19 protein-coding genes are annotated in these 17127 nt (G+C 35.1%); 17 read left to right on the top strand and 2 right to left on the bottom strand.

The features are described from left to right. Positions 1-66 precede the first annotated feature (66 nt). Positions 67-393: a hypothetical protein gene (locus K5Q07_RS04210; protein WP_220729812.1), complete on the top strand. Its 327-nt coding sequence runs from the start codon at positions 67-69 to the stop codon at positions 391-393. A gap of 31 nt (positions 394-424) precedes the next feature. Here K5Q07_RS04210 and def read toward each other — a convergent pair whose 3' ends face one another. Beyond that, positions 425-988 carry a peptide deformylase gene (gene def / locus K5Q07_RS04205; protein WP_220729811.1) on the bottom strand — a complete coding sequence of 188 codons (564 nt, stop codon included), beginning with the start codon at positions 986-988 and terminating at the stop codon, positions 425-427. A gap of 138 nt (positions 989-1126) precedes the next feature. Here def and K5Q07_RS04200 point away from each other — a divergent pair, with 138 nt between their 5' ends. The 13 genes from K5Q07_RS04200 (at position 1127) to holA (ending at position 13336) form a co-directional block, all read left to right on the top strand. Continuing rightward, positions 1127-2044, top strand: coding sequence for a Rossmann-fold NAD(P)-binding domain-containing protein (locus K5Q07_RS04200; protein WP_220729809.1), 918 nt, complete (start codon positions 1127-1129; stop codon positions 2042-2044). An 8-nt stretch (positions 2045-2052) separates the two neighbouring features. Next, positions 2053-2328 carry a UPF0223 family protein gene (locus K5Q07_RS04195; RefSeq protein ID WP_220729807.1) on the top strand — a complete coding sequence of 92 codons (276 nt, stop codon included), beginning with the start codon at positions 2053-2055 and terminating at the stop codon, positions 2326-2328. Between the two features lie 21 nt (positions 2329-2349). After that, entirely contained in the window at positions 2350-3141 is a 792-nt protein-coding gene (locus K5Q07_RS04190) for an inositol monophosphatase family protein (protein WP_220729806.1), read from the top strand. A 109-nt stretch (positions 3142-3250) separates the two neighbouring features. Next, positions 3251-5089, top strand: coding sequence for a translational GTPase TypA (typA, locus tag K5Q07_RS04185; RefSeq protein ID WP_220729804.1), 1839 nt, complete (start codon positions 3251-3253; stop codon positions 5087-5089). 193 nt (positions 5090-5282) lie between these two features. Continuing rightward, complete coding sequence (locus K5Q07_RS04180; RefSeq protein ID WP_220729802.1) at positions 5283-6434, top strand: FtsW/RodA/SpoVE family cell cycle protein; 1152 nt, start codon at positions 5283-5285, stop codon at positions 6432-6434. A gap of 18 nt (positions 6435-6452) precedes the next feature. Further along, positions 6453-6731 (top strand): DUF2129 domain-containing protein, encoded by a 279-nt coding sequence (locus K5Q07_RS04175; protein ID WP_220729801.1) that lies wholly within the window; start codon positions 6453-6455, stop codon positions 6729-6731. A gap of 13 nt (positions 6732-6744) precedes the next feature. Then, positions 6745-7302 (top strand): 16S rRNA (guanine(966)-N(2))-methyltransferase RsmD, encoded by a 558-nt coding sequence (rsmD, locus tag K5Q07_RS04170; protein ID WP_220729799.1) that lies wholly within the window; start codon positions 6745-6747, stop codon positions 7300-7302. A 2-nt stretch (positions 7303-7304) separates the two neighbouring features. Then, a complete protein-coding gene (gene coaD / locus K5Q07_RS04165) occupies positions 7305-7781 on the top strand; it encodes a pantetheine-phosphate adenylyltransferase (RefSeq protein ID WP_220729797.1) in 477 nt (158 codons plus the stop codon). Further along, the gene (locus K5Q07_RS04160; protein WP_220729795.1) at positions 7781-8830 is read left to right on the top strand and encodes a SepM family pheromone-processing serine protease; all 1050 of its coding nucleotides are present in this window, start codon (positions 7781-7783) and stop codon (positions 8828-8830) included. Before coaD ends, K5Q07_RS04160 begins: the two co-directional genes overlap by 1 nt. A 65-nt stretch (positions 8831-8895) precedes the next feature. Further along, positions 8896-9561, top strand: a complete 666-nt coding sequence (locus K5Q07_RS04155; RefSeq protein WP_220729793.1) for a helix-hairpin-helix domain-containing protein — start codon at positions 8896-8898, stop codon at positions 9559-9561. A gap of 47 nt (positions 9562-9608) precedes the next feature. Beyond that, a complete protein-coding gene (locus K5Q07_RS04150; RefSeq protein WP_034534666.1) occupies positions 9609-10088 on the top strand; it encodes a ComE operon protein 2 in 480 nt (159 codons plus the stop codon). 99 nt (positions 10089-10187) lie between these two features. Continuing rightward, positions 10188-12305, top strand: a complete 2118-nt coding sequence (locus K5Q07_RS04145; protein ID WP_220729791.1) for a DNA internalization-related competence protein ComEC/Rec2 — start codon at positions 10188-10190, stop codon at positions 12303-12305. A gap of 2 nt (positions 12306-12307) precedes the next feature. Next, positions 12308-13336 carry a DNA polymerase III subunit delta gene (gene holA, locus K5Q07_RS04140; protein ID WP_220729790.1) on the top strand — a complete coding sequence of 343 codons (1029 nt, stop codon included), beginning with the start codon at positions 12308-12310 and terminating at the stop codon, positions 13334-13336. Between the two features lie 72 nt (positions 13337-13408). Here the strand turns inward: holA and rpsT are convergent, their stop codons facing one another. Further along, positions 13409-13657, bottom strand: coding sequence for a 30S ribosomal protein S20 (gene rpsT / locus K5Q07_RS04135; RefSeq protein WP_034531745.1), 249 nt, complete (start codon positions 13655-13657; stop codon positions 13409-13411). Positions 13658-13932: 275 nt separating this feature from the next. Here rpsT and rpsO point away from each other — a divergent pair, with 275 nt between their 5' ends. The 3 genes from rpsO (at position 13933) to K5Q07_RS04120 (ending at position 17018) form a co-directional block, all read left to right on the top strand. Beyond that, positions 13933-14202, top strand: a complete 270-nt coding sequence (gene rpsO, locus K5Q07_RS04130; RefSeq protein ID WP_034531743.1) for a 30S ribosomal protein S15 — start codon at positions 13933-13935, stop codon at positions 14200-14202. Between the two features lie 181 nt (positions 14203-14383). Beyond that, a complete protein-coding gene (locus tag K5Q07_RS04125) occupies positions 14384-16075 on the top strand; it encodes a ribonuclease J (RefSeq protein ID WP_220729788.1) in 1692 nt (563 codons plus the stop codon). Between the two features lie 28 nt (positions 16076-16103). After that, positions 16104-17018, top strand: coding sequence for a hypothetical protein (locus K5Q07_RS04120; protein ID WP_220729786.1), 915 nt, complete (start codon positions 16104-16106; stop codon positions 17016-17018). Positions 17019-17127: the final 109 nt, after the last annotated feature.

Raw genomic sequence — 17127 nt, 5'->3', positions numbered from 1 at the left:
AATTTAATCCATTATTTTTTTATAACAAGGCCAATTGATAGAGGTCATAACGAAACATTAAAAATATTGAATGGATTAGTTAATAGCATCTTAGAAAAAGAAAAAAATGAAATTATAGAAGTTCATGATTTATCCAATGTTTGGGGAAGAAATATATATGCATTTGAATATATTATTTCAAAAGACCAATCTGATGAAGAAAGTCATGAACTAATCGATAAAATCAAAGCAGCAATTGAATCAGCTAATGATGACAAAATGTTTAATCATGAAGTGGTATTAACGGATTCATTTGTCAGGAATAACCAAGTCCATGTTGATTTAGCATATCTATTAAATGCTGCGACGTACGAATACGTATTGGATATGCAACAGTTAAATAGGGTAAATTAAAAGACCTAACAGTTTGTTAGGTCTTTTTTGATTATTCAATGAACAAGTCGTTGTCCACTTTTGAGAATGGGTTCTCTTTATCAACGTGATCGTAGAATAAAGTTCCGTGTAAGTGATCAATTTCATGTTGGCAAACAATTGCAGGATAGTTTTTAAGTCTGATTGTGTGTTCTTCACCATCAACATCTTGATACTTAAGAGTAATTCTAGCGGCACGGTGAATGAAGCCAGGAACGTCTTCATCAACTGATAGACATCCTTCACCTTCAGTGATGGCACATCTTTGAACAGAGCTTGACAGGATGACAGGGTTAATGATGACATCCTTAAAGATTGGTTCTCCTTCACCTTCAAAGTCGTTTGGCACAAGTACAGCGGCCATCATTTCTGACACACCAACTTGAGGTGCAGCTAGACCAACACCAGCTCTTAATTTATATTTTGCACAAAGTTCTGGATCTTGACTTACTTCAAGATATTCCATCATGTCTTCAGCTAATTTTTTGTCTTCCTCGCTAAGTGGGAATTTAACTTGTTTAGCTTGTTGTCTTAATACTTTATTTCCATCGCGAACGATGTCTTTCATTAGTATCACTAATATGACCTCCCAAAAAGTTTATTATTGTATTATAACATAATAAAGGAAATTGTTTGATACTAATATAATACCTAAGAGTTGCTTATTTTTAGAAAATGGTATAATTACAGATACAAAAATAAACGGAGGCTCATTATGAAAACTAATTTGGTAGTTGATGGGGAGCAAAAAAGAATTGAATCATTAATTGAATTCATGATTTTAGTGGATTATCCAGTTAACCTAACCATTGCAAACTTGAAGATGAACGATTTTATCAACCAACTTCAATCTAATTTGCTATGTGAACATTTTGAAGTCAAATTAGCTGATGACAAAATGGATTATCATGACTTTGACGGGTACATGTATCTATATGATTTTCCAAAGACAACAGTTGAAGAAAAAAGCGAAGTCACTTCATTCTTATCACCTTACCTAGATTACTTTAGAAAGTCACTAAACCAAGTGATTAAGGAAGGATTTAGCGGAAAAATTATCGTTAATGGTTTTCATGATGAAGTGTTTGCGTACTTTGCAACGAAATTTTCTGGGAAAGAAAATAACAAGGTTGTATCAACCGGAATGTTATCAAAGACACTACTATTAAAGCACACGCTACGTCGTTATTTCGATATTAGTTTATCCGATATTAATGTCAGTGTATTAGGTAGTGAATCTAAAAACTTAATTTCTTGGAGTAGAGCTTATATTGGGCAGTCACCAATTTTGGCGTACTTAGCCAACCCTAACAATATGTTTAGCACTGAAATTTTCGCTAAAGCAGAAGAAATTATCAACAAGTCTGACACGCCTTGTGATGAAGTGATTCAGGCTAAGGCCATTGGCGTAATTCTAGATGCCTTTTATATGGGTAACTCATGTCTAGCAAGTGTGGGACACGTTAGTCAAATAGATGGTAAAATAGTAGTAACTAGTGAACCGATTATGTTGAATCAAACTGGGTTGGTTCCGACAGTAGAATTAGTATTATCAGATAAAGAAAAACAAGCTTTTGATGATGCCAAACAATATACTAATGAAATAATTGATGAAATTTTAGAAAGTAAGTAGGAATTATTATGAATAACTATTCTTATCCAATTTTCCCTGATTGGACCAAAGATGAATTAATGGACATGATGGCTTTATACAATGCCGTTGAAAGTGCATATGAAGATGCAAACGGGGTTAATGCTGAAAAGGTGGTAAATCTATACAACCGTTTTAGAGAGATTAATCCGGCCAAGATGGAACAAAAGCAGATTGACCGCGACTTTGAAAGCATTTCTGGTTACAGTCTTTACAAGGCTTTTCAAGCAGCCACAAAAGCTAATACTAAAAACATCAGAATGTAATTTGTTTTAAGGAAGATATGTATGAATGATTTATGGTTAAAAAATGCAGACGAGGCCATTCAATCTTGGTTTAAAGAAATTCGTGAATTTACTGTCAGTTCACTTAATCAAATTCATGACGTTTCCACTAAGTCGAGTCGAACTGATTTGGTCACCGATGTTGATAAATCAAACGAACAGTTTTTCATCAAAAAGATTAGGGATTTTGATCAAAAGGCCCATATTTTAGGAGAAGAGGGCTTTGGAGATGAAGTTACTAATCTAGATGGTCACGTATGGATAGTAGATCCGATTGATGGGACGATGAACTTTGTTAAACAGCACAATCATTTTGCGATAATGCTGGCCCTATACATCGATGGACAAGAAGAGCTTGGCTATATTTTAGATGTTATGAATGACAAACTTTATCACAATTGGGATGGTAAAGTTTATGAAAATGATACAGAAATTAATCCACCTGAAGATATTTCTTTATCAGAAGGTTTAATGGGACTAAGCGGACCATTATTAATAAATAATGAGAAAAACATGCAAGCAATCTCTAAAGCTAGTGAAGGTGCCAGGATATACGGAAGTGCCGGTATCCAGATTATTGCGGTGCTAAAAGGTGAATTAGTGGGATACATTTCTACTTTAAAGCCGTGGGACATTGCAGCTGGAAAGGTGCTTTGTGATACGCTTGGTATTAAGGTGTCGGATATTGACGGAAATATAATTGATGTGGTATCATCAGACATTGTATTGGTAGCGACGAAGATTGCACAAAAGGACATACTTAATATTGTTAAGTACGGTTCTGACTGTGACTGATGTCACAGTTTTTTTATGCAAATTTAATTATTTAATGTAATAAACTTGGTCCGAGTTGCTAAGTATTAAAGAAACAAATATTTATGCTTCGAAGGGAAGGAAACTAATAATGAAGACAAGAGACGATATTAGAAATATTGCTATTATTGCCCACGTTGACCACGGTAAGACAACTTTGGTTAACGAATTACTAAAGCAATCAGATACTTTAGACGAACACGTTCAAATTGATGATCGTGCCATGGATACTAACGATATTGAAAAGGAACGTGGTATCACAATCCTTTCAAAGAATACTGCCGTTAGATACCAAGACAAACAAATTAACATCTTGGATACACCAGGACATGCTGACTTCGGTGGAGAAGTTGAACGTATCATGCGAATGGTTGATGGTGTTCTACTAGTTGTTGATGCTTTTGAAGGAACTATGCCACAAACTCGTTTCGTTCTAAAGAAAGCTTTAGACCAACACCTAACTCCAGTTGTTGTTATTAACAAGGTTGACCGTCCAGGTTCACGTCCTAGTGAAGTAGTTGATGAAGTATTGGACCTATTCATCGAATTAGGTGCTGATGATGAACAACTAGACTTCCCTGTTATCTACACTTCAGCTATGAACGGTACTTCAAGTTATGATGAAGACCTATCAACTCAAGAACACACTATGAAGCCTGTATTTGACACTATCATTAAGGCTATTCCTGCTCCTATCGACAACTCAGACGAACCATTACAATTCCAAGTTGCTATGCTTGATTATGATGATTTCGTTGGTCGTATCGGTATTGGTCGTGTATTTAGAGGTACTATCAAGGTTGGGGACAGCGTTACTGTTATGAAACTTGATGGTTCAACTCAAAACTTCCGTGTTACTAAGCTTATGGGATTCTTTGGTCTAAAGAAATTAGATATCAACGAAGCTAAAGCTGGTGACTTAATCGCCGTTTCAGGTATGGAAGAAATTAACGTTGGTGAATCTGTTGTAGATCCATCTAACCAAGAAGCTCTACCAATCCTAAGAATTGACGAACCAACTCTACAAATGACTTTCGGTACAAACACTTCACCATTTGCTGGTAAAGAAGGTAAGTTTGTTACTGCTCGTCAACTACAAGACCGTCTAGAAAGAGAACTACACACTGATGTTTCTCTACGTGTTGAAGAAACTGATCAACCAGGTTCATGGACTGTATCTGGTCGTGGTGAACTTCACTTATCAATCTTAATTGAAAACTTAAGACGTGAAGGCTACGAACTACAAGTTTCTCGTCCACAAGTTATTATTAGAGAAGTTGATGGTGAACAATGTGAACCATTCGAATCAGTTCAAATCGATACTCCTGATGAATACTCAGGTACTATCATCCAAACATTATCAGAAAGAAAAGGTAACATGCAAAACATGGAAAGTGTTGGAAACGGTCAAACTCGTTTGACATTCCTTGCACCTTCTCGTGGTTTGATTGGTTACTCAACTGAATTCCTATCAATCACTCGTGGTTACGGTATTATGAACCACACATTCGATAGTTACCAACCAGTTATCAAGAACTGGAACCCTGGTAGAAGAAATGGTGCCTTAGTTTCAATTAACGAAGGTAAGACTACTACTTACGCTACTATGGGTATCGAAGATCGTGGTACTATCTTCGTAGATCCAGGTACTGAAGTATACGAAGGTATGATTGTTGGTAAGAACAGTCGTGACAACGATATCTCAGTTAACATCACTAAGGGTAAGCAAATGACTAACGTTCGTGCTTCTGCTAAGGATGAAACTGCTAAGATTAAGGAACCACAACACTTAACTCTAGAAGAATCACTAGAATTCTTGAACGAAGATGAACTTTGTGAAGTAACTCCAGAAAACGTTCGTCTAAGAAAAGAAATTCTAAACACTAATGAACGTGAAAAGCAAGCTAAGCGCAAGCGCCACAACAGCTAATACTTTTACGTTAAATAAAAAGGATGGACATTTTGTCCATCCTTTTTTGTTAGCTTTAAAATACTAAAGCAAATAGTTTAGATATGCTATAATGTTAGTTATATTAAAAGGTTACGTTGGAGATGTAAAAAATATGATACGCATATTCGTCAAGTATTGGCACAAGTGGCATATGTCAGAGCACTTAAAAAGAATGAAATTTAATATTGATGCAATGGACTACTATATTTTCATTCCGTTTCTACTACTATCAGTAATTGGAATCATCATGGTCTATTCAGCCAGTTCAAACGTTGCAACTCAAATTGGTGGGACGCCAACTGGATACTTAATCAAGCAAAGCATGTTTGTGGTAGTTAGTTTAGTTATTATTTTAATTTGTTTAGCTGGGGATAATCAATTCGTTAGAAAACCTAAATTTTTAGGTTACTTCTTTTTTGCATTATTCTTTGCTTTGATCTTGTTAAAAGCATTTGGACATTCTGTTAACGGGTCTGCTGGATGGATTCCAATTGGACCTTTGCATGTTCAACCAGCTGAAGTTGCCAAGGTTTATATCATTTTAAGAATGTCTCAATTCTTGGCTTCTAGAGAAAATCGAGTCATTAATGGTGAAAAATCAAGAACGCATGTGCAAGTTTTTTCAATCATCGTTATGTTGTTCCTTGTTTTTATCCAACCCGACTTGGGTGGTACCGTTATTAATTTAGCGATTATGTTTGCCATCCTATTTGGATCCGGAGTTAATTGGCGAGGTGCAACATTACTTACATCTGCTGGATTACTATTCGGATGGATATCACTAAAAATATTGTCTTTCGTGTTTAAAGATGGAACAAGTATTTATCAAATCCAACGTATCACTGCTTACAGTAATCCGTTTAAATATGCTAATGGAATTGGACAACAATTGGTTAATTCCTACTACGCCTTGAGTAATGGTGGAATCTTTGGTGTTGGTTTAGGAAACAGTATTCAAAAAACTGGTTATCTTCCTGAACCCAATACCGATTTTATCATGGCTATTATTGCTGAAGAATTAGGACTAATTGGGGTATTGTTCATATTATTCCTATTACTTACAATTATTGTTAGATCATTTCAACTAGGAATCCGTTCAAGAAGTACATATGATACTTTAATTTGCTATGGTGTTGGAACATACATGCTAGTGCAAGCATACTTCAACGTCGGTGGTGTAATTGGTTTACTACCAATCACCGGTGTTACTTTCCCATTTATTAGTTATGGTGGATCAAGTATGTTAACCTTGGCATTATGTATTGGAATGATTTTAGTAATTAGTGCTAAACAAAAATCACAAAAAACTAGAAGAATCCGTTAGTAAAGTGGAGGGAATTTTTTGACAGATACAATCGAAAATAGAAAAAGCCTAATTGTTTATGTTTATTCGACTAAGCAAGTCAGACAATTAAAGAAGTATGGCTTAATATATTATGTCTCACAAAAAATGCACTACGTGGTTATGTATGTGAACTCAGATAACTATGATTGGATTAAAGAAAAAATAGGTAGTTTAAAAATTGTGAAGAAAATTGAAGAGACACCTTACGAACAACTTTCAAGTGAACTATCTCTTGAAGGTGATTTTGAAGATGTCGATGATGATGAAGATTATTAAGGAGTTTGAATAAATGAGAGTTGTTTCAGGTAAATTTGGTAGTCGTAGCCTTAAACCTGTGCCAGGTAGTAAGACAAGACCAACAACCGATAAAGTGAAGGAATCCTTATTCAATATGATTGGTCCATTTTTTAAGGGTGGTTCATTTTTAGATTTATACGCAGGTTCTGGTTCGGTTGCAATCGAAGCAGTATCTAGAGGAATCGATAGTGCTGTTTTAGTTGACCACCAATACCTAGCGATTAAAACGATTAAAGAAAACGTTAAGATGACCAAGGAAATGGATGCTTTCAGAATTTACAAGATGGATTCTGATATGGCATTAAATCGTTTTGCTGAACAAAACGACAAATTTGATTATATTTTCTTGGATCCACCATACAAAGACCAAAAGATGGTCGACCAACTACATATCATTAAAGATAATGACCTACTTAATGAAGATGGAATCGTTATTTGTGAAACCGATGATAACGTTGTTTTACAAGATGATGTAGATGGATATGATTTGATTAAACAAAAGAAATACGGAATTACTATTATTTCTATTTACAGAATAAAGAGGGGATAGTTATGACAAAGGCAATCTTCCCGGGAAGCTTCGACCCATTGACTAAGGGACATCTAGATCTAATTAAGCGCGCCAGTAAGATGTTTGATGAGGTCGTAGTTACTGTGGCAAAAAACACCAGCAAAAATGGTGTCTTTAGTTATGATGAAAGAATGAGTCTCATTAAACCCAACATTAAAGAAATTGAAAATGTTTCAGTGACCTCAGCAGATGGTTTAACAGTAGAACTTGCCAATCAAGTTGGAGCAACTGTAATTGTTAGAGGACTTCGCAATTCCAGTGATTTTAATGCAGAAAGTTCAATTGCATCAATGAATTACAATTTGGATAACGAGATTGAATCAGTATTTTTAATTACACGTCCAGAATTTCAATCTGTTTCATCCAGTTTGATTAAGGAGATTGCTCATTTCGGCGGTGACATCACACCTTATGTACCACAAAACGTTGCTAAGGCATTGAAAGAGAAGTTGAGCTAATGTTAAAGAAAAAAGGCCAAAAGAAATTAATCGCACTGTTCGTGGCAATTGCAGCAATTGCGATTATCATTAATATTCCATTTTTACCAAAATATATCGAAAGTCCTGGAACATCTCCAAATTTAAAACCAGTTGTTTCAATAAAAGGACATAACGACAAATTTAAGGGTAAATTTATGTTTACCACTGTGAGCGAATCACAGGCATCCATTGCTTCATATGTTGTTGCAAAGTTTAATCCACACCAAACAATTGAAAGTATTAGCGATGTAACTGGTAATCAAGACCAACAAAGCTACATGAACTTGCAAAATGTTTACATGGAAAGTGCCATTAACAATGCGATTTACAACGCATTTCATTACGCCAAAAAAGACGTTCATTTAAAATATCGTGGTATTTATGTTTTAGCTGTTGATAGTAACTCTAATTTCTATAACCAGGTTAAAGCAGGTGATTCGATTATTTCATTGAATGGTCATCAATTTAAGAGTTCAGCACAGTTTAGAAATTATGTTAAGTCTAAAAAGATTGGCTCTAAAATGACTCTGACCGTTTACCGTAACAATAAAAAAATTCAAATCACTAGAAAACTTTATAAGCTAGCTGGGACTAATCAAGCCGGAATTGGAATTATTTTATCAGATGATAATCAGGTTTCTACCAAGATTCCGATTAAGGTAAATCCGGGTGCCGTTGGTGGACCATCAGCAGGACTAATGTTCTCACTTCAAATCTATGGCCAACTAACTCAACAAAACATCAGACATTCACAAAACATTGCCGGAACAGGTACGATTGATGAAAACGGAAATGTTGGTGAAATTGGCGGAATTGATAAGAAAATTATTGCTGCCAGGGATGCTGGAGCTAAGTATTTCTTAGCGCCATATGTTAAACCAACCAAAGAAGTTCTTAAGTATGAAGATCAACATATGACCAATTACCAACTAGCTGTTAAGACAGCTAAGAAGTATGCACCAAACATGAAAGTTATTCCGGTAACGTCATTTAGCGATGCTTTAAATGCATTGAAAAAAATAAAATAAAAAGGAATGTAATTGAATAAATTACATTCCTTTTTTCGTATCTAGTTTTTGGAAAGGAGGAAAAGGTGAATAAGATATTAGATTTTTCGGCGCAAATAAAAGGAATTATTGATGAACATGCATATAAAATTTTGATTGGTTTGTTATTAATTTCGTTTAGTTTAGGGTTAGTTATTATTTTAATTATGAATCAAAATAGCGACGATACTGGAAACGTTGCAACAGATTACTCAGAACAAAGTAGCGTGGTGGCTTCCTCATCTTCTGTCGGCCATGATGGCAGTACTGCAACCAAGAATTTGTATATTGATGTTAAGGGAGAGGTTAAGCATCCCGGCGTCTACCAAATTCCATCCAATAGTCGAGTAACCTACGTAATTAAAGAGGCTGGTGGTTTCAAGGCGGATGCCGACGAACAAAACGTTAACCTGGCTAAGGTATTAAACGACCAAGATGTCGTCGTTGTTAATAAAAAGGGTGCATCCGGGAGTTCTTCATTTTCTAGCAGTGTAAGTGGTACAAGCAGTAGTTCCAATAACGTTAAAGTTAATTTAAATACTGCAGATTTAAACGAATTGCAAAAACTTGATCGTGTCGGTGAAAAGAAAGCCCAAAAGATAATTGACTATAGAAATCAACACAATGGATTCCATTCAATTGAAGAGATAAAACAAGTTAGTGGATTTGGTGATAAGACATTTGAAAGATTAAAAGATTCTTTACAAGTATAATCTTTGCTATACTATGAATAGTAGTAAAAGAGGGAGAGTAATTAATTATGACTAAACACAGAATTCCATGGGATCAATATTTCATGCTACAAGCTGTATTACTTTCAACACGTGGAACCTGTAATCGACTTTCTGTTGGAGCCACCATCGTTAGAGATAAGCGTATCATTGCCGGTGGTTATAACGGATCAGTCGCGGGTGATGAACACTGTATTGATGTAGGATGTTACATGCGAGATGGCCATTGCTTAAGAACGATTCACGCTGAAATGAATGCAATTTCTCAGTGTGCCAAATTTGGTGAATCCACAGATGGTTCAGAAATCTATGTAACTGATTTTCCATGCCTTCCTTGTACAAAAGTATTATTACAAGCGGGAATCAAAAAGATTAACTATTTAAGAAACTATCACAATGACGAATATGCATTGTCATTAATTAAACAAAACAATGTTGAATTGAACCAAGTAATCTTGGACGAAGAAACAATCAAACAAATCGAATTTAGCTCTTATTTACCAAAATAAATTAATAATTTATATATTTTTCCATCGATTGCGATTGGAATATTAAGCATTATTTTCTTTGGTGATTTAAAGCTAGGTTTACTGCTTTTTTGTCTATGGATGATTCGTATCATTCGATTAAAAAACGCGACAGTAGTAAAAATAACCACCATTTTGGTGGTTATTTTTTGTCTGGTTTGCGGTTATAGGTACAAACAAAATCGTGATAATCAATTAGATGGGCAACAATCAATAACTCAAAGTGTTTTGATTTATCCGGATAACATCAAGTATAGTGATGATTCGTTCTATGGTATCGGCACTATTACTGATACCGGTAAACAGGTAATGATCTACAGTAATGACGCGAAGAGGGTAAAGCAATATTCAAGGCCAATTGTCATGAATGTGTCTGGGATTGTTCAACCATTTGATGAGGCTAGAAACTTTAATCAGTTTGATGCTAAAGAATATTATGAGAGTATGGGTATCTACAGTCGATTAACGGTTAAGCAGTTAAACAGTGTAGAAGAACAACATCGGTTTTCAATCGTTGGTAGTCTTCATTCTTTTCGCGCATTGATGCTAAAATACACGAACCAATTACCGCATCCCTTGAACCTCTATGCCAGCAGTTTGTTTTTAGGTGCCATGGATAATTCTTTCAACGATGAACTATCAGGCGTGAAAACACTGGGACTCATTCACTTGTTTAGTATCTCAGGTTTGCATGTCTTTTACATCGTGAACCTGTTGAGGATGATACTGGGATTATTCCGTGTGACACGGGAGAAGACCCGGTGGATTACATTGATATTTTTACCAACGTACTTTGTCATTGCTGGATCATCGATTGGGTTGATGCGGTCGATATTAACGGTTGAAATCAGGATTATTGCGTTAATGCTAAAGAAACGCTTAAGCAGTTTGGATGTCTTTTCGATTACCCTGATGGCCAATTTAATAATTGAACCAGAGATGTTATTACAATTTGGTTCACAATTAAGTTATGCATTGGCATTCGGTTTAATTTATACGAATAAAATGAAACCGCTTAAGCAAACGGTGATGATGAACTTGGTCAGTTTGCCCTTTATTATTTACAAACTATTTCAGTGGCATGCGCTGACGATGATAGCCAACTATTTAGTAATTCCGCTATTTTCGACGCTAATTATGCCAATGATATTAATTGCGGTCATTACATATCCAGTTGCTGGATGGGTTAGTTCGGTGGTGGCGGTGATATTAAACAGTTTTGATACTGCGGTCAATTGGTTAGGTGCCTTGCCAGGACAGATTAATTTTGGGAAACCCAACCTGTATGTGGCGACAGTATTATTGGTAATGACTTTGTTGGTAATAGATAGAGTGAGTTTTAAAAGAGTGTCGATGCTAATATGTATGTATCTAATCACATTTATGTATATCCACTACCCATTGCAGGGTGAGGTATCTTTTTTCGATGTTGGCCAGGGTGATAGCATCTTAATTCGCGAGCCGTTTAACCATTCAATCACCATGATTGATACGGGTGGTAAGTTGCAATTTGGACGCGGGCAAAACAGTAAGGTGACCTATCAGGCGGAAAAAACGTCGATTAATTATCTAAAGAGTATCGGTATTAACCATCTTGATAATCTAGTGTTGAGTCATCAGGATGCTGATCATACGGGGGATGTTTCCGCAATCTTGGCGGATTTAAAAGTAGACCGGATTATTGTCGGTGACGGCTTGCAGAACAATCCATCGATAATGAGAAAAATCCGTCCTTATTTGAATAAAACAAAACTAGTGTTAATTAAAGCAAACCAAAAGCTACCTGACTTTCCGTTTGATATTTATCATCCGTTTGAAAGTGGTCTTGGTAAAAACGAGGACTCGGTCGTCTTGGGCACAATGCAAGGAAATCGCAGTTGGCTGTTTATGGGTGACTTACCATCAAGTGGTGAGAGTGATATTATGCAAAAATATCCGATGCTAAAAGCGGATTATTTAAAGCTAGGTCATCATGGTAGTGATACCTCCAGCAGTGATGCATTTTTAAAATTCATCCATCCGAAGTTATCGATAATTTCTGCGGGACGTAATAATCGTTATCACCATCCAAGTGTTGAAACACTGCAAAGATTAAAGGATAATAATTTAGCATACGTGAACACACAAAAACAGGGTATGATATCATATAAATATGGATTATTAGGAAATCACTGGATATTTAAATTGCAAGGGGAATAATAATGAAAGTAAACGAACTATTAACAAAAATTAAAAATAATAATATTAACCCAATATATCTAGTGTTAGGTAAAGAAGACTATTTAATTAATGAAATTAAAAAACACTTCGTGGAATTAATCCCGGAAGAAGAAAGAACTATGAACTTCGCTAGTTATGATATGGAAAGTCAAAACATCGCCACTGCCGTTGGGGATGCTGAAAGTTTGCCATTCTTTGGTGAAAAGCGATTGGTTGTCGTAAACAATCCGTACTTTTTAACCGGTGAACGTAGTAAGTCGACCTTAGATCACGACATCGATAGTTTTATTGAATACGTTAATCATCCAGTTGATAGCACAGTTATGGTCATTATGGCACCATACGGAAAATTAGATTCTAGAAAAAAAGTTACCAAACAGTTGAAAAACAATGCAGAGGTGATTGATTTAACAAAACTAGATGATCGTGCCATTCAATCATACGTTGCCAATAACATTAAGAATAATGGATATACGGCAGAAGGGGATGCCCTTCAAGAATTACTAGGTAGGGTATCTAATGATTTATCTTCTGCAATGAACGAACTCCCAAAGTTATTCCTATACTGTCAAAAGGATAAGGTCATTACTAAGGACAGTATCGATAGCTTGGTTGCCAAGTCATTGGACCAAAACGTTTTTGATTTAATCGACTATGTCATGAAAAAAGATTCCAAAAACGCCATCGATTTATACCGTAATCTAATCGTAGAGGATCAAGAACCGTTACAAATCAATGCTGTCTTGTTATCTCAATTTAGACTATTACTACAAGTGAATGTATTAAGCCGTAAGGGATACAGCCAAGGAAATATTGCTGAGAAACTAAGGGTTCATCCGTTTAGAGTGAAACTGGCAATGCAAAATGTGCGTAAGTATCGATTTGGTAGCTTGAGGGATGCTTATTTAGGACTAGTTGATGTTGAAGAAAAACTAAAATCAACACCGGAATCACCAGAACTACTATTTCAAATGTTTACTTTGAAATTTGTCGATAATCAAATTGGATAAACAAAAAAGGACATCTCAAACGAGATGTCCTTTTTTAGGAATAAAAAAAGCTCAGTTAAAACTGAGTTCTTTTTACTTGTTTAACTTAGCTAGACGTGATTTGTTACGTGCAGCAGTGTTAGCTTTGATTAAGCCCTTTGACTTAGCATGGTCTAATGCACTAACAGCGTTGTTGAATAGTTCTTCACGGTTGTCAGCGTTAGCATCAGCTTTTTCAAACTTCTTAACAGCAGTTCTCATCTTGCTTAGTTGAGATGCGTTACGTTTGTTTGCTTTTTCATTAGTTTTTACACGTTCGATAGCAGATTTAATAACAGGCATGAAATTCACCTCCAAAAAAGTCGAATTTTATTTAAAATCCTTAAATTTCAACGACTTTTATTATACAAAAGACAACTTAAAAAAGCAATAGAATTATATAATTCGGATTTGTCCGATCATATTAATAGTGATATTACCTTGCTATTTTCAGGTAATCATAGTAGTATGATTATCGTAGTTTAAAACTACGGTACCGATACTTAGTTTTGTCGCTGCTCTCATCTGGCGCTCTACTCAGTATCTGGTATATTTACTTTTGAAAGGTGGGAAACACAATGGCTCTAACACAAGCTGAAAAGAACGACATCATCAAGAAGTATGCTAGACATGATGGTGACACTGGTTCTGCTGAAGTACAAATTGCTGTACTAACTGCTGACATTAACGAAATTAATGGTCACATGAAAGAACACAAGAAGGATTTCCATTCACAACGTGGTTTGTTGAAGAAAATCGGTCACCGTCGTAACTTACTAAGATACTTACGTAACACAGATGTTCAACGTTACCGTGATTTAATCAAGAGTTTAGGTCTACGTCGTTAATATTTTTAAAATGGAACTGCTCTATGAGCGGTTCCATTTTTTTATACATACATATATGCACTTATCAGTTATTATTCACTTTAAAAGTATGATACACTATAGATAGTTAAATGAGATCGTATTGAAAATAATTATTTTATTTCATAATAAAAAATATACATAAAATTATATGAGGTGAATCATGAAAAATAGTGTAAAAATCATTCCCTTAGGAGGAGTAAGGGAGAGTGGCAAGAATCTATATGCCGTTGAGATTAACAATGGAATTTATGTTTTAGATTGTGGTCTAAAATACCCTGAAAATGATATGTTAGGAATTGATGTAGTTATTCCTGATTTCACATACTTACGTGAAAACAAGGAAAAGATTATCGGAGTTTTCCTATCTAATAGTGACATGGATTCAATTGGCGCACTACCATATTTCGTCAGTGAATTCGATGTTCCTGTATTTGGATCAAAACTAACCATTGAGATGGCTAAGTACGAAGTGAAGAATAACGAAAGATCAAAGAAGTTTAACAACTTCAACATAATCAACGAAAAGAGTGAAATCCTTTTTGATGACGTTACAGTTACCTTCTTTAAGACTAGTCACTCAGTTCCTGACTCAATGGGAATTTCATTGGCTGTTGAAGAAGGTCAAATCGTATACACTGGTGACTTTAAGTTTGATCCAGCATTACGTAACGGTTTTGCAACTGATTACAGTTCAATCGCCAAAGTTGGTAACAAGAAGGTAATCGCTTTACTAGCAGACTCACAAAATGCTGACAATCCATTCCCAATGGCAAACGAAATTCAAGCTAGCCAATACATCTTTGATACTTTCGAAGATAGCAAGAGTCGTGTGATTGTTGCAGCTAACTCTGCTAACCTATTAAGAATTCAACAAGTATTTGACGCAGCTGAAAAGTCTGAAAGAAAAGTATTTGTTGGAAAACATTTAGATGCAAAGGTTAAACTTGCAATCGATGCTGGATTCATTACTGTACCAGAAGAACTATTAATTGAAGATATCGAAGAATTAAAGAAACTAGAAAGTGACGAAATTGTTATATTGGAAACTAATCCAATTAGCGAACCAATCAAGCTAGTTCAAAGAATGGCTGCCCAACAACAAAAAGATATCAACATCGAATCTGGTGATGTTGTATTAATCGTTACCTCACCATCTCCAGCAATGGATAACAGTATGGCTAAGACCGATGACATGGTATACCATGCAGACGGTACAGTTAAGGTTATTTCAAACGACCTAAACGTTTCTGATCACGCAAGTGCCGAAGATATCCAAATGCTAATCAGCTTGTTGAAACCACAATATTTCATTCCAGTTAGTGGTGAATACATGATGATGAACGAAAGCAAACGTGCTGCTACTAACATGGGTGTAGATGAAGATAAGATTCTAATCCTAAGCAAGGGTGAAACTATCGAATACGATGGTGCTAAATTCCATCATGGTAACGCCGTTGAAGCTGGTAACACTATGATTGATGGTATCGGTGTCGGAGATATTGGTAACATTGTTTTACGTGACCGTAAGGTATTATCAGAAGATGGTATCTTTATCGTTGTTGTTACAATCGATAGAAAGAAAAAGATTATCATTTCTCGTCCTAAGATAACTTCAAGAGGATTCATTTACGTTAAGTCAAACAAGGACCTAATGAATGAAGCAGCTCAAATTGTTTCTAAGACCATTCAATTAAACCTTGATAACAAGGAATTTGACTGGAGTCATTTGAAACAATCAGTAAGAGAAAAAATCAGTCACTTCTTATTTGATAAGACAAAACGTCGTCCGGTAATTCTTCCAGTTATTATGGAAGTAAACCAACATCATAAAAAGAAGCGTCCACAAAAATAAATAAGGTTAATTATTCGGAGTGATTTTAATGGATGAACATAGTTCACAAATAGCCAAAGATATTAAATCAAACATTGATGAAAAACAATATCAATTAGCTATTAACAAAGCCAGAGATTACTTAGAAGATCAGCCAAGCGATGAGATTGAAGTATTATTAGTTCAATCTCTTTTTAGCTTAAAGCAATATGTTGAAGCAAGAAAAGAAGTCATGGAAAATCCAAATGCGTTTACTACAAACGAGCAGGACTTTTTATTAATGATTGATGTGTTATTGAAGAACAACGAATACATTAAATCTCGAGAAATTGTAGAAACATTTAAAGCAAATGATAGCTATTATAATGGTGGCTTAAAGCTAATTAAAGAAAGCGAAGCTTCTTTTAGAAGTAATTCAAGTGAAGAAATCCATCAACTTGCACAAAAGTTCTACCATATAAGTAGTAAGCAAACGATGTATTGGCAAAAGGAGTCATTTTTAAATGGCCAACATTTACCATACGATGAATTTTTAAAATACAGTCGATTTGTTTTGATGGACCCATTTGTTCAATCTGTGATTAAAGCAGAGGTAATCGACACGTTAAGAAATGTCGGTTCAAATGAGGTCGTTGACATGATGTGGATTGATGGAAAGACAAAGAAAGTTAAGATGGGTGAAATTAAATCACTTCAAGATATGAACTCATATCAACTCATCTTCAATCGATTAACTGACGAGTATATGATGGATCCAGAAAAGTTCATGCTATTGAGTAGTTATTTCCAACATCAATCAATTTTGATGTATCCATTCAATGATGAAATAATCCTGGATGCAAATAGGTGGTATGACCTGTCAATACAGGCATATCTGAGTGCAAAAGAGTACACCGATGATGATAATGATGATTATGTAAAATTAATCGAAATTATAAAGAGACAATTTAATTCAATTAAATAGAAGAAAATTGTTAAATATGCTTTTTTGTGTTTACAAATAAAAATACAGTAGCTATAATATTAAAGGAATTCTTCTTGAGACTGATATGTGATTTTGTCTTTTTGAGAAG

The organism is Apilactobacillus zhangqiuensis (assembly GCF_019656215.1).
GTDB classification, from domain to species: domain Bacteria; phylum Bacillota; class Bacilli; order Lactobacillales; family Lactobacillaceae; genus Apilactobacillus; species Apilactobacillus zhangqiuensis.
This window is presented reverse-complemented; position numbering and strand designations above follow the sequence as displayed.

What these genes read in the sequence shown, in the direction of transcription:
- K5Q07_RS04195 (WP_220729807.1), top strand. Translation starts at nt 2,053, where the DNA reads ATGAATAACTATTCTTATCCAATTTTCCCTGATTGGACCAAAGATGAA.
- K5Q07_RS04160 (WP_220729795.1), top strand. Translation starts at nt 7,781, where the DNA reads ATGTTAAAGAAAAAAGGCCAAAAGAAATTAATCGCACTGTTCGTGGCA.
- holA (WP_220729790.1), top strand. Translation starts at nt 12,308, where the DNA reads ATGAAAGTAAACGAACTATTAACAAAAATTAAAAATAATAATATTAAC.
- K5Q07_RS04190 (WP_220729806.1), top strand. Translation starts at nt 2,350, where the DNA reads ATGAATGATTTATGGTTAAAAAATGCAGACGAGGCCATTCAATCTTGG.
- rpsT (WP_034531745.1), bottom strand. Translation starts at nt 13,657, where the DNA reads ATGCCTGTTATTAAATCTGCTATCGAACGTGTAAAAACTAATGAAAAA.
- rsmD (WP_220729799.1), top strand. Translation starts at nt 6,745, where the DNA reads ATGAGAGTTGTTTCAGGTAAATTTGGTAGTCGTAGCCTTAAACCTGTG.
- K5Q07_RS04200 (WP_220729809.1), top strand. Translation starts at nt 1,127, where the DNA reads ATGAAAACTAATTTGGTAGTTGATGGGGAGCAAAAAAGAATTGAATCA.
- rpsO (WP_034531743.1), top strand. Translation starts at nt 13,933, where the DNA reads ATGGCTCTAACACAAGCTGAAAAGAACGACATCATCAAGAAGTATGCT.
- K5Q07_RS04145 (WP_220729791.1), top strand. Translation starts at nt 10,188, where the DNA reads ATGATTCGTATCATTCGATTAAAAAACGCGACAGTAGTAAAAATAACC.
- K5Q07_RS04150 (WP_034534666.1), top strand. Translation starts at nt 9,609, where the DNA reads ATGACTAAACACAGAATTCCATGGGATCAATATTTCATGCTACAAGCT.
- K5Q07_RS04120 (WP_220729786.1), top strand. Translation starts at nt 16,104, where the DNA reads ATGGATGAACATAGTTCACAAATAGCCAAAGATATTAAATCAAACATT.
- K5Q07_RS04180 (WP_220729802.1), top strand. Translation starts at nt 5,283, where the DNA reads ATGAAATTTAATATTGATGCAATGGACTACTATATTTTCATTCCGTTT.
- coaD (WP_220729797.1), top strand. Translation starts at nt 7,305, where the DNA reads ATGACAAAGGCAATCTTCCCGGGAAGCTTCGACCCATTGACTAAGGGA.
- typA (WP_220729804.1), top strand. Translation starts at nt 3,251, where the DNA reads ATGAAGACAAGAGACGATATTAGAAATATTGCTATTATTGCCCACGTT.
- K5Q07_RS04125 (WP_220729788.1), top strand. Translation starts at nt 14,384, where the DNA reads ATGAAAAATAGTGTAAAAATCATTCCCTTAGGAGGAGTAAGGGAGAGT.